Annotated in this window: 15 protein-coding genes; 10 read left to right on the forward strand and 5 right to left on the reverse strand. The window is 33.8% G+C overall.

Annotated elements, in window-relative coordinates:
• Positions 1 to 47: 47 nt before the first annotated feature.
• Positions 48 to 1,358 (reverse strand): NAD(P)/FAD-dependent oxidoreductase, encoded by a 1,311-nt coding sequence (locus MY1_RS01760; RefSeq protein ID WP_007549808.1) that lies wholly within the window; start codon positions 1,356 to 1,358, stop codon positions 48 to 50.
• Between the two features lie 82 nt (positions 1,359 to 1,440).
• On the opposite strand from MY1_RS01760, the gene MY1_RS01765 reads away from it, so the two are divergent.
• Both MY1_RS01765 and MY1_RS01770 read left to right on the forward strand, forming a co-directional pair.
• Positions 1,441 to 1,728 (forward strand): hypothetical protein, encoded by a 288-nt coding sequence (locus MY1_RS01765; protein WP_007549809.1) that lies wholly within the window; start codon positions 1,441 to 1,443, stop codon positions 1,726 to 1,728.
• A gap of 21 nt (positions 1,729 to 1,749) precedes the next feature.
• Positions 1,750 to 2,124: a ChuX/HutX family heme-like substrate-binding protein gene (locus MY1_RS01770; RefSeq protein ID WP_007549810.1), complete on the forward strand. Its 375-nt coding sequence runs from the start codon at positions 1,750 to 1,752 to the stop codon at positions 2,122 to 2,124.
• Between the two features lie 206 nt (positions 2,125 to 2,330).
• Here MY1_RS01770 and MY1_RS01775 read toward each other — a convergent pair whose 3' ends face one another.
• A complete protein-coding gene (locus tag MY1_RS01775; RefSeq protein ID WP_048110271.1) occupies positions 2,331 to 3,302 on the reverse strand; it encodes a 2-hydroxyacid dehydrogenase in 972 nt (323 codons plus the stop codon).
• Positions 3,303 to 3,355: 53 nt separating this feature from the next.
• Between MY1_RS01775 and MY1_RS09775 the strand changes: the two genes are divergently transcribed.
• Genes MY1_RS09775 through MY1_RS01790 form a run of 4 tightly spaced genes read left to right on the forward strand, consistent with a single transcriptional unit; the run spans position 3,356 to position 6,897 of the window.
• Entirely contained in the window at positions 3,356 to 3,496 is a 141-nt protein-coding gene (locus MY1_RS09775) for a hypothetical protein (protein WP_007549812.1), read from the forward strand.
• 49 nt (positions 3,497 to 3,545) lie between these two features.
• Complete coding sequence (locus MY1_RS01780) at positions 3,546 to 5,456, forward strand: 2-oxoacid:ferredoxin oxidoreductase subunit alpha (RefSeq protein ID WP_007549813.1); 1,911 nt, start codon at positions 3,546 to 3,548, stop codon at positions 5,454 to 5,456.
• On the forward strand, positions 5,446 to 6,408 hold the full coding sequence (locus MY1_RS01785; RefSeq protein WP_048109417.1) for a 2-oxoacid:ferredoxin oxidoreductase subunit beta: 963 nt from the start codon (positions 5,446 to 5,448) through the stop codon (positions 6,406 to 6,408). Before MY1_RS01780 ends, MY1_RS01785 begins: the two co-directional genes overlap by 11 nt.
• 54 nt (positions 6,409 to 6,462) lie before the next feature.
• Positions 6,463 to 6,897, forward strand: a complete 435-nt coding sequence (locus tag MY1_RS01790) for a hypothetical protein (RefSeq protein WP_007549815.1) — start codon at positions 6,463 to 6,465, stop codon at positions 6,895 to 6,897.
• Here the strand turns inward: MY1_RS01790 and MY1_RS01795 are convergent, their stop codons facing one another.
• Complete coding sequence (locus MY1_RS01795) at positions 6,898 to 7,425, reverse strand: hypothetical protein (RefSeq protein WP_048109423.1); 528 nt, start codon at positions 7,423 to 7,425, stop codon at positions 6,898 to 6,900.
• Between the two features lie 100 nt (positions 7,426 to 7,525).
• On the opposite strand from MY1_RS01795, the gene MY1_RS01800 reads away from it, so the two are divergent.
• Positions 7,526 to 7,855, forward strand: coding sequence for a hypothetical protein (locus MY1_RS01800; protein WP_007549817.1), 330 nt, complete (start codon positions 7,526 to 7,528; stop codon positions 7,853 to 7,855).
• A gap of 28 nt (positions 7,856 to 7,883) precedes the next feature.
• On the opposite strand, the gene MY1_RS01805 is transcribed toward MY1_RS01800, so the two are convergent.
• Together MY1_RS01805 and MY1_RS01810 are read right to left on the reverse strand one after the other, a co-directional pair.
• Positions 7,884 to 8,432: a hypothetical protein gene (locus tag MY1_RS01805; RefSeq protein WP_007549818.1), complete on the reverse strand. Its 549-nt coding sequence runs from the start codon at positions 8,430 to 8,432 to the stop codon at positions 7,884 to 7,886.
• A gap of 49 nt (positions 8,433 to 8,481) precedes the next feature.
• Positions 8,482 to 9,258: a coenzyme F420-0:L-glutamate ligase gene (locus tag MY1_RS01810; RefSeq protein ID WP_048109425.1), complete on the reverse strand. Its 777-nt coding sequence runs from the start codon at positions 9,256 to 9,258 to the stop codon at positions 8,482 to 8,484.
• A gap of 91 nt (positions 9,259 to 9,349) precedes the next feature.
• On the opposite strand from MY1_RS01810, the gene MY1_RS01815 reads away from it, so the two are divergent.
• From MY1_RS01815 to leuC, 3 genes are read left to right on the forward strand one after another with little or no spacing between them, the layout of a single operon-like run.
• On the forward strand, positions 9,350 to 10,621 hold the full coding sequence (locus MY1_RS01815; RefSeq protein WP_007549820.1) for a 3-isopropylmalate dehydratase large subunit: 1,272 nt from the start codon (positions 9,350 to 9,352) through the stop codon (positions 10,619 to 10,621).
• Positions 10,618 to 11,103 carry a LeuD/DmdB family oxidoreductase small subunit gene (locus MY1_RS01820; RefSeq protein ID WP_007549822.1) on the forward strand — a complete coding sequence of 162 codons (486 nt, stop codon included), beginning with the start codon at positions 10,618 to 10,620 and terminating at the stop codon, positions 11,101 to 11,103. Before MY1_RS01815 ends, MY1_RS01820 begins: the two co-directional genes overlap by 4 nt.
• A gap of 7 nt (positions 11,104 to 11,110) precedes the next feature.
• On the forward strand, positions 11,111 to 12,526 hold the full coding sequence (gene leuC / locus MY1_RS01825) for a 3-isopropylmalate dehydratase large subunit (protein ID WP_007549824.1): 1,416 nt from the start codon (positions 11,111 to 11,113) through the stop codon (positions 12,524 to 12,526).
• Position 12,527 lies beyond the last annotated feature (1 nt).

A 12,527-nucleotide genomic window follows, 5' to 3' on the forward strand; every position in this document is an offset into this window, starting at 1 on the left:
TTTAGTATTTTCTTCGTTATTTTAGTTATTTCGATAAAAACTAAATCCTACGATGCCATTTTTTCAATTATTTTGCTAAATCTCCACGGACCACACTGTGCGTCTGAACTTTCACTTTGAAACAATCCTTGTTTGTTTAAGTGGTTAACAACGTGTGCTGAAAATGGTAATGCCCCTGTAGCACCAGGAGAGTTATAGTTCAAAATGTGAAAAGACATAGTATCTTCTTCTAAAATCACATCCGGAACGAACTGACCTTTTTCATTAATCACCGATGATCTAATTCCAGCAGTTCCTTTTTCTGTTATTTTTTCAACATCTATTTTTGGCAAGAATCGCCTAACCCTGTTTATCATTTTTGATTTTGACATTGAAGATTGAATTTCATTTATTGCAAGTTCCTGAAATTGTTTATCAAAAATCGCTTTTCTTGCGCCTGAATTTAACATATCTAATAATTTTGGAATAAACTCCTTGATGTTCTCTACTTTGTTGTATCCATATGGGCTAAACACTGGTACTGCATTTGGTCCAATCTCACAGCTTCCATCAACTCTGATAATCCAATGTGGATCTAAAAATGGGTAATCTGGATATTCTGGTACAGAATACACGCTTGTTTTTGTCAAGTCGCTGTACTCTTTTGGTGCTTTCCAATATTCTCCTCTAAAGTGTACATCTGTGAATTTCTTTGCAATGCCCATTTTGTGAGCAATGTCTATTGATTCACCACCTGCAGCATTTATAATATAATTTGCAAAAATCTCATGTTCATTATCTAGCATAATTTTCCATTTGTTTTTGATTTTTTTTATTTGAGTTACTTTGGTATTTGTAAGTAATTTTATTCCGTTATCAGTACTGTCTTTAATCACAGCATTTGTTAATTTGGAATAGTCAGTAGACCCATCTTTGTATACATAAAGTGCCGACTCACATTTTATCTCTGGTTCAATTTTTTTTAATTCATTTTTTTCCATTAATTTTATGTCGTTATCTTGTAATCCGTTTTGTTTACCCCATTTCAGATACTTCTCTAAAACTTTGTGTCCTTTCTCATCAAATGCAACTTCAATTATTCCATCTTTTTTAAATGGTAAATTTTTCAATTTCGAATATTCTTCCCACATCTCATATCCGTTAAAAGATGTTTTTGCAAACATCTTTTTTTTCTCAGGATTATACAAGTATGGTGCATGAACTTTTCCCGTATTTCTGCCACTTGTATGAAATGCAACATTGGGAGCTTGTTCAATTATTGCAATCTCTTTTGTTTTGTTTAGAAAACTAAGAAAATACGATATTGAAGTTCCAAGAATACCACCGCCTATAATTACGAGATCAAAATTATGTGTCAATACTTTTCCATTTTACATCGCTCAGTATTAAATTAAATATATTATAATCAAGATTAATATCTTATAAAATCAGAGTTTTAGTATGCTACCTGATAGATGTTCTATAATGGAAAATGGAAAGCAATGTGTTAACCCACCAGAATTTGTAGTTTCAGTTGTTGTAGAAAAAGACGAATACATGGTTGGAGTTACATGCAATAAACATAAACAAATAGTCTCAGGAAAGATACAATCTCTTCAAACCGAAGAAAAAATACCTCATGGAAAAATAAGTTTTTCAGCATTAAAAGCAGTTGGAACTGACTGTATTCATGCTGATACAGATGATTTTGTTCAATTAGATACACAATTATCCAAAAAATTGAAATAATTTCTTTTTCTTTGCATTGTATTGCTTTTTAATGTATTATCTGATCTAGTGAAAATTGACAATATTTTATTAATTATAAAAAATGCAGGAGCGGTTTCTGAAATAAGAAGCAATTCTTTGAGTATCAAACAAAAAGAAAAATGGATTACAATTGGTGACAATGATGGTCCGGCACACATGCACATTAATAGTGAATTGATTCAAAATGCAGAGTTTATTGAGGAACAAAAGCCAGAACGTACTAGTTTTAGTGTACAGTTTTTTGATAAAGATAGAAATCGTATCTTGGGTGCATTTTTTACAAAAATGTATGATCAAAGCATGACTCTTGATACTGAAAGAAAAAAAACTTATGATAATTTACGTCAAAAATATGGTATGAATATTAAATTTTAAAAAAAACCTTGTCTGAAAATGACAAGGAGAAAAATTTTATTATTCTTGTAATTGTTTTTTCTTCTTTTCTTTTTCAGATTGTTGTTTAGCTAATTCTAATTCTTCGTTTGTATGCTTGAATTTTTTCAATCTGAAATGAATTTACATTCTATGTATAAAAACTGCACAGTTTTTCATGAATAGTTTTAAGCGTAAATCCAGGCATGTCAATATCCTACCGAGTAAATGGGTTTTTTTCCATTGATGCCCAGTTCTAAATTCTTTATTGTGATCTTTGCCATCTTTGCCCTTGTTTCTTTGGTCGAACTTCCTATGTGTGGTACTAGTACAATATTTTGTATCTTTGTCAACGGATGCTTTTTTCCAATCGGTTCATTCTCGTAGACATCTAAAGCAGCACCTGCAATAATCTTTTTCTTTAGTGCTACTGTGAGATCTTTTTCATTAACTATTTTTCCACGTGCTGTATTGATCAAGTATGCCGTTTTTCTCATTTTTCTAAAAACTTTCATGTCAAATAGCTGATCTGTTTCTTTAGTGTGTGGAACATGGATTGAAATAATGTCACTCTGTGTAATCAGTTTGTCTAATGTGACATATTTTGCTCTAAGTGCTTTTTCTTTATTTTTTGATATGGATTTTCTATTATGATAAATTATTTTCATATCGAATGCTTTTGCTCGCTTTGCAAGAGTACTTCCTATTCTTCCTAATCCCAAAATTCCAAGTGTCTTTCCTTGAAGATCAATCCCTACATAGTCATATGCACCATAAATCTGTCTCCATTTTCCTTCTCTGATTGTTCTGTCTCCTTCTGAAACTCGACGTAAAATGTCTAGTATTAATGAAAATGCTAAATCTGCAGTTGCATCTGTAAGAACTTCTGGAGTATATCCTACACGAATTTTCTTTTTTAATGCATATTGTGTGTCAATGTGATCATAGCCTACACTGAATGTGCTGATTACTTTGAGATTTTTTGCAGCATCTATCATTTCTTTGTCAATCTTGTCATATGGAAAGCAAATCAACCCCTCAACATTTTGAATTTTTTTCAATAGTTTTGTTTTTGGAATTGGGATTTCTCCTGAATGGATCTCTATTTGATATTTCTTTTTTAATTCATTTAATGCAAAATTATGTAATGTTCTGGTGAGAAAAACTCGCTTTTTTTGCAATATTTGTGATATTTGTCTCAAACCATTTATACGATTTCTTTCTAAATAATTAGATGCCAAAATCTGAAACTGAGGAGTTTGCTATTTGTATTGAATGTGGTAATTCTATTGAAAAATGTGTATGTGTATGTCCTTATTGTGGTGAACGAGATAAATGCGAATGTGTGTTATTTGATTCAACTACGGGTGGTTAGCATAATTTATCCATCATATTATTAATGCCTAAAAATGAGAATAATCAGTATGAGTTCTGTTGATTTTACTTGGTTAATTGGTGGTCCCCAGGGAAGCGGAGTAGACTCTGGTGCTAATGTTTTTTCCAAAGTTTGCGCCGAGATGGGTTATCGTATTTTTGGTAAGAGGGAATTTTACTCTAATATCAAAGGTGAGCACAGTTATTTTGCAGTTAGAGTCTCTGATCATGAAATTCGTTCAAATGTAAATGACGTTACACTGATGGCATCATTTGATGCTGAAACAATTTTCAGACATTTTGATGAGATTGCAAGTGGTGGTGGAATCATCTATGATTCTGATCTTGATAAAATAACTACTGATGAAGTACATACTCTTGATAATTATTTTAAAGAAAGATTACATCAAGAACTTGAATCAAAAAACAAACCATTTACAATTGCAGGTGTTCTTGAGATTGCAAAGGAGAAAGGTGTTCATCTATACCCTGTATCTTTTAGAGAAATATTGACAAATCTTGCTGAAAAAACAGAGAATCCTAAACTTCGTGGATTAATTCGAATGTTTAACGTCATTGCAGTTTCATTATCTCTAGGGTTAATCAAAATGCCACTTGATCCTCTGCTTTTATCAATTGACTCTATATTTTCAAAAAAACCTCAGATAGCAGAGATTAACAAACAGGCAGCAAATTTCTCGTATGATTATGCCAAGTCAAACTTTGGTGCTTTTCCATATTCTTTAACAGGAACTGAAAAACAACCTGACACAATTCTTGTTCAAGGTCACTTTGGAACCTCGATTGGAAAAATGGTTAGCGGATGCAGATTTCAATCATACTATCCTATCACCCCAGCTTCAGATGAAAGCGTATATCTTGAATCAAACGAACTTTTAGAAATCCAAAATGATAGACCTGGTTCAACTATTGTAATTCAAACTGAAGATGAGATATCTGCAATGGGTATGATGATTGGTGCAGCACTTACTGGTACACGTTCTTCTACATCTACTTCAGGTCCTGGGTTTGCATTGATGACTGAAGCATTAGGTTGGGCAGGAATCAATGAAGTTCCAGTTGTTATTACTTTGTATCAAAGAAGTGGTCCGTCAACAGGTCTTCCTACACGACATGGCCAAGATGATTTATTATTTGCAGTTAATGCAGGACATGGCGATTTTCCAAAAATTGTTTATGCATCTGGAGATATTGAAGAGAGCTTTTATGATACAGGTCGATGTTTCAATTATGCAGATGTATATCAAATCCCTGTTATTCATATGATGGACAAGTTTCTATCTAGTTCAGTTGTTACATGCAAAAGATTTGATCCAAAGAAAATTTCCATTGATAGGGGTTTATTGTTAGATAAAATAGATGGCGAGTATAGGCGATTTGCATTTACTGAAGATGGAATATCCCCACGTTCTAAATTGGGTCTAGATAATGGCGTTTTTTGGAATACTGGAGACGAATCTGATGAATTTGGTCATATTACAGAAGATCCTCAACTTAGAATCAAAATGATGGATAAAAGAATGTCTAGATTAGACCTTGTGTTACAGCGAGTTCCACAGGAAGAACAAGTTGTCTCATTTGGAATCCATGACATTACGATAGTTTCTTGGGGTTCTACCAAAGGTCCTATCTTAGATGCCCTTTCTATGCTTAAAAAAGAAGGAATTGATATCGGATTTATTCAAATGAAACTGATTCATCCTTTCCCAGCTGAACATGTCAAATCACTTCTAAAAGATGTAAAAATCATCATTGACATTGAGGCAAATCACTCGGGACAGTTAGGTAAAATCCTAAAGCAAAATGTAACAAGAGAAATTGATTATTTTATTTTAAAATATACTGGAAGAGGAATGACCAGCACTGAAATTTATGATTCACTAAAAAAGATAGTTGGAAATAATGCAAACAAAAGAGAGGTACTAAGTCATGGCGCTTAAACTAGCAGATTACAAAACTGATGTACATAATGATTGGTGTCCTGGATGTGGGGATTTTGGAATTGTTAATGCATTACAGATGGCATTGGCAGAAATGGGAATAGAACGTGATAAGGCAACAATTTTTTCTGGAATTGGTTGTTCTGGAAAGACATCTCATTTTATCAACACTTATGGCGTTCATACATTACACGGAAGAGTTTTGACTTTTGCTCAGGGAGGAAAACTTGCAAACCCAGAGATGACAGTGGTTGCAGTTGGCGGTGATGGAGATGGACTAGGAATCGGCGCTGGTCATTTTGTTGCAGCTGGCAGACGAAATGTTGACATGACTTACATAATATTTGATAACGGAGTTTATGGATTAACTAAAGGACAAGCATCTCCAACGCTAAAACTTGGTGAGAAAACAAAATCACTTCCTTCACCAAATACTAACTATAATGTAAATCCAATTGGGTTGGCAGTAGCTAGTGGTTTTACTTTTGTTGCTCGTGGTTATTCGTATGATGTCAGACATCTAAAAGATTTAATCATAAAGGCAGTTCGTCATAAGGGACTCTCATTTCTTGATGTATTGCAACCCTGCCCAACTTACAATGATATCAATACAAGAGACTGGTACGCAGGAGTTGATTTGGCAGAAGAATCAATGGAGAGACACGCTAGAATATACAAGCTTGAAGATACTCATTTTGACTATAGTGTACATTATGATGATGAAACCGAAGTCAATGAAAAAATATCTCAGGCAATGATCAAATCTCTAGAATGGGGAAATAAAATCCCGATTGGAATATTTTACCAAAATGAAATAATTTCTGAATATTCTACCCGCCTGACTGATAAAATCCCAAATTACCTTGAAAACCCCCCATCAAAACAAAAAATATCAGAAAACGGTTTACCTACCACTGATGTTTCATCCATCCTTGATTCCCTCAGAGTTTAGCAAGTCTGAAACCTAATAAGTTATAGACTAGTTTAATTTTAGATCACCTTACTGTTGAACATAAACGAAGCAAATAAAATATTTAGAAAATCTATCATCAAAGGTTTCTTTGAACCAGAGCTTGTCAATCTTGATTTTAAAAAATCATCAGTCAAACATCCGTCCATAAATGACGATGGTTTAATGCAGTCTGATCTACTTCATGTGTTTTTTGATGTTGATACTGGCTCAGATTATCCTGATGCTGATGAATGGTTCATTGTAGAATTGCTTTTTCCACATGATGTTAAACTACCTGATAATTTGAAAGGGACTGATTACTTTACAACCATTTCAGTTGAAAATGGAAAAACATTTTGGCATCATCGTGAACTCATTCGTTACAAATATGGTAAATCAAAAAAACTTGATGATGCTTTAGAATTTTTAGAATCAAAATACAAAGAACTGCACAGTTTACTTGAACCACTTCAAAAAGATCTCAAATAATTAATTCCATCGATCTCCACTAAACGAATATGATTTATTTTCAGATTTTGCAGTTTTTAGACGCCATCTTGCTGTTTGAGGATCAAACTTGTAGATTATTTCCAAAACATTTGGTGGTAGCTTCTCTGGGTCTAAATGATATGGAAGTAACTCTAAAACAAAATCTATCTTTTCAATCGCATTATCGTATAGCTGTTTATCATCTGTATCTATAACAAAAATTATTTTTGGATTTCCAAAAAAATTAATGTTAATCTTTAATGCATTTCCTGCACCTCTGCGTCTTTTCATCTCTTTGAATACTGCCTTCATTTTTTCCCAGCGTCTAAAATCAAACCATTGAAAAAATTCCTCATTAAAAGCAAGTGGTATGTCTATATTTAAAAAACTGACAAAATTTTCATCGTTTGCTTCAATCTCTTCTTGACTGATCATGAATCTGGAATTCAAATATCCATAAATTACTTCAATCTCCCAAGGTGATATTCCATAATATTGTAACGATATTTTCAAATTCTCATTACTCATCAACTGTAAATCGTGAAAATTGTAATTAAAGCTTCAAATCAAGACTGGATGTGTACATTTTCTCATCAAAATTAAAATTATAGCGTAAAAAATACCCATTATGAAAAAGGAATTTGTAGTAAGAAGTATTGATTCTGCTCCTGATGGCGCACCATATGTCGTTGTCTCTCTTTCTTCGGTTAAAGATCTAAAAGAAGGAACGATGCAATCACCTCAATCTCCTTTTGGAGCTCCAAAGGTCATGGGTTTTACCAACATGAATGACATGATGAAGGATCTCAACAAAATGTTCTCAGGAATGGGTGGAATAGGTATGCAAAGCGGTGTTACCCAACTTAAACTTGAGATGCATGAATACAAAGAGATGGGTTTGTCTGTAGGTGATAAAGTCTATCTTGAATTAACCAAAGAAGAAACTTTGGGCATATAGTAAATCCACTTTTTATTTTTTGATTATCTCAGATAGTACTGACAAATTTCCACAGATAAAATATACTTACAGTTCCAATTACAAATAACATTGGTTTCCATGCGAATACTGGAATACTAGGTGTTGCAAGTTTTACTTTATAATTGTCAAAAATTGTGTGAACATTTTTTTTAATTTTATCGTGCCATATTTTGTAATCTACTTGGTATTTTTTCATTATTTCCTCTACTTCGTATATTACAGGTGTTCTTTGTGATACAAGGTGTTGAAGATAGTCTCTTGAAACTTCAACTTCTGCATGTATTCCTATCAATCCTTTTTTTAGATCTACCATTCTAATATGCATCTCCCAAGGCTTCTTTAGTTTAAGGTTCAAACCGTTTCCAATTTGATTTGGTTGTTTATGTTCTAATTTGACTTTGGTAAATCCTTCAGATGTGAAAATTTTCATTAAATCTTCAAAACTTTTCTTAACTACGATATGGAGCTGTTCTACACCTTTATTGTCTACGTTAATACTGTGTTTTAATCCGTCCAAAAATGAAATTGTTTTGGGATATTTTGTTAGATATTCCATTAATTCTGTGCTGAAAAAACCTCTATTTAAAGCAGAACCAATAAAATTTCTAGCGATTCGTTGGATTTGTTAAACCTCTAACGTATACGCATTGATCTGGAGATATGGCCATCTCAGTAGGACTAATTTTTCTATCTGTGAGTTTAGCTCCGGAGTTTCTAACAATCGCAAATGGTTTTGATTCTGCGGCTTCACCCATCTTGTGATTTGCAATTGTTGCAAGATTATCTACAACTGCTTGGAATGTCACCTTCAGTGGATTTCCAACAAGGTCTTTTTCTGCTCTCATGTCTAATACTGGTTCAATACCTGCACATGCTATTGCTACACCAGATGTCCCAATACGTGATGGCATTAATCTACTATCTACTAGAATAATTCCAACATGGATTAAAAATTTTAAAAAAATCTTTCTTCTAATTTGTTCAGATATGATGTAGGGATTATTTGGATATAGAATTATTTTTCCTTTTTTAGCATTTGATTTATCAATTCCTGCATTTGGGGCCATTATGTTATCTGCTGATGTAATGACAAATCCTGAAATTCCGCCAAAAATTTTATCTGATTCTCTTAAAATTATCTCTGCAATTTCTGCTTTCATTTGAAATTTCTTGGATACTCCAATTCCTTCTTTTGATGCTTTTATCGTGTTAAGATCAACTAGTCTTCCTTGAGAATTGGAAATGAATTTAGTAGATATTACTATGACATCTCCATCTTGTAGTTTTTCATCATTTTTTTCTAATGTTTCTAATAATGTCTCAAAGACATCGAATTCTTCTTCTTTTCTTTCTGAAACCAAGGGTGATACAGTTAGAGACACATCTACGTTGTTCTTTCTTTTCTTTTTTATTGTTATGCTACACCTAATACGTCTGAAAAGCTTTTAATCTGTATGAAGGGCTTTTTCGATTATGAATATTACCGAGAAGATCCTTGCTCGTGCTTCTGGCAGACAACGGGTTGCTCCAGATGATGTAATATTTGCAAATGTGGATAAAGTAATGGTCCATGATGTATCTGGACCTGGCGTGATCAAAGTATTTGATAAATTAAAAAAACAAGGAATTAATGTTGACAAATTATGGGATCCAACAAAAGTTTGGGTAGCTGAAGATCATTTTGTTCCTTCAGCAGATAAAATGTCTGCTGAAAATGTGGTTAAACTATCTAACTTTACAAAAAACTATGGAATTGAAAAACACTTCAAGTATGGTATGGGTCAATACGGAATTTGTCACACCCTTTCTCATGAAGAGGCACTAGTATTACCTGGTGAGGTGTATGTTGGAGGCGATTCTCATACAAATACTACTGGTGCACTTGGTTCTTTTGCATGTGGATTGGGACATACTGATGTAGCATACGTATTACTAAATGGAAAGATTTGGTTTAAGGTTCCTCAAACATTATACTTTAAGCTAAATGGAAAACTTCCAGATCATGTGATGGCTAAAGATTTTATTTTAAAAATTATTGGTGATATTTCCACTGAAGGCGGTGCATACAAAACAATGCAGTTTGGTGGAAGTGGAATTAGTGAAATGTCCGTAGAAAGCAGATTGACAATGTGTAATATGACCACAGAGGCTGGAGCTAAAAATGGAATTGTTGAACCAGATCAAAAAGTCGTTGATTATCTTACAAGCAGAGGCGCTAAGAACATTACGCTAGTTCATGGTGATGCTGATGCTGAATATGAAAAGATATATGAATACGAAGGTTCTGAAATGGAACCGCTTGTTGCAAAACCATTTTCTCCAGAAAATATTACAATCGTAAGAGAAGCTCCATCTGTTGAATTGGATAAATCATACATTGGCTCTTGTACTGGTGCAAAGTATGAAGATTTAGAAGCTGCTGCTAAAATTCTCAAAGGAAGAACAGTTAAGATTAGAACTGAAATCTTGCCTGCTTCTATCTCTATTTACAAACGAGCAATGGAAAATGGGTTACTCAAAATATTCTTAGATGCAGGTGTTACAGTAGGACCACCTACATGTGGAGCATGTTGCGGTGCACATATGGGAGTCTTGGCAAAAGATGAAATTTGTATAAGCACTACAAATAGAAATTTCCCAGGAAGAATGGGTCATGTTGAATCTCAAACATATCTTTCATCACCTCTTGTGGCAGCAGCATCTGCTGTAACTGGAAAAATTACTGATCCGAGGGATTTGAAATGAAAGGTAACGTCATAAAATATGCAAGAGACAATATAGATACTGATGTAATAATTCCCGGTCAATATCTCAAAGTACATGACTATGCCGAGCTTGCAAAACATGCTATGGAAGGACTTGATCCTGATTTTCATTCTAAAGCAAAAGAAGGTGATTTTATTTTATCCGGAAGAAATTTTGGATGTGGATCATCACGTGAACATGCCCCGATCGCACTTGCTCATTCTGGAATAAAGGCAGTACTTGCTTTATCATTTGCAAGAATATTTTATAGAAACGCAGTTGATGGTGCATTTTTACTTCCTATAGAAATTGATCAGGATGCATACTCTGATATCGCTGAAGGTGATCAGATTGACATTGATTTAAAATCAAATCAAATCAATAATCTCACAAAAAACAAGACCTACAAAATGAAACCTTTCTCTGACATTATTGGAAAAATAATAGAAGCTGGCGGTTTATTCAAATACAAACCAGATTAGGATTAAAATGGGAAAAACACTTTTTGAAAAAATTTGGGATGCACATGTTGTTGTCGAAAAAGAAAACAGTCCCTCACTAATCTATATTGATAGACATCTTGTTCATGAAGTTACATCTCCTCAAGCTTTTGATGGCCTTCGTATGAATAATAGAAAAGTACGAAGACCTGATCTGACAATTGCGACAATGGATCATAATGTTCCTACAAATAATAGGGGACTTCCAATTTTAGATCAAACATCTTCTGTCCAAATACAAACTTTAGAAAAAAATTGTAAGGATTTTGGGATTAAACTATTTGATATTAACAGTCCTAATCAGGGAATTGTTCATGTCATTGGACCTCAATTAGGAATTACTCTACCTGGAACAACTATTGTCTGTGGTGATAGTCATACATCAACTCATGGTGCTTTTGGTGCATTAGCATTTGGGATTGGAACTAGCGAAGTTGAACATGTCTTGGCATCTCAAACTCTTTGGTTAGAAAAACCAAAGTCATTTGAAATTAAAGTAGAAGGAAAACGAAAAAACCCTCACGCTGTTACTGCTAAAGACATCATACTATCCATTATCAAAAATATTGGAACTTCTGGTGGTAATGGGACAGTAATTGAGTATAGGGGTGAAGGCATATCTGATCTTTCTATGGAGCAACGAATGACTATTTGCAATATGTCCATAGAAGCAGGAGCCCGTGCAGGCTTAATTGCCCCTGATGAAAAGACCTTTGAATATCTTAGAGGCAGACAATACACTCCAAAAAACTATGAATTCCTAGTTGATTATTGGAGAGAAAATCTAAAAACTGACAGCGATGCAAAATTTGAAAAAAATTATACTTTGCATATTGATGACATTGCACCTCAAGTAAGTTGGGGTACAAACCCTGGAATGACAATCGATGTAACTGAATCGGTTCCATCTCCAGAAGATTTTGCTAAAGGTGATCAAAATCAAAAGAAGGGTGCAGAAAAAGCACTTGAATACATGAATCTAAAATCAGGAACACCTATGACTGAAATTAAAATTGATAGAGTGTTTATTGGTTCATGTACAAATGCCAGACTAGAAGATCTAATTGAAGCATCAAAAGTTGTTAAAGGTAGAAAAGTATCTCCTAATGTCAAAGCTATGATTGTTCCTGGTTCTCAGATGGTAAAAAAACAAGCAGAGGAATTAGGTCTTGATAAAATTTTCATTGACGCTAATTTTGAATGGAGAGAATCTGGATGCAGCATGTGTCTTGGAATGAATCCAGATATCCTATCTCCTGGTGAAAGATGTGCAAGCACTTCAAATAGAAACTTTGAAGGCAGACAAGGAACTGGTGGTAGAACTCATTTAGTAAGTCCTGTTATGGCAGCAGCTGCTGCAATATTTGGACACTTTGTAGATGTAAGAGAAATGGATTTGAATTGAA

Origin of the sequence: Nitrosarchaeum koreense MY1 (assembly GCF_000220175.1) — an archaeon.
GTDB lineage: Archaea > Thermoproteota > Nitrososphaeria > Nitrososphaerales > Nitrosopumilaceae > Nitrosarchaeum > Nitrosarchaeum koreense.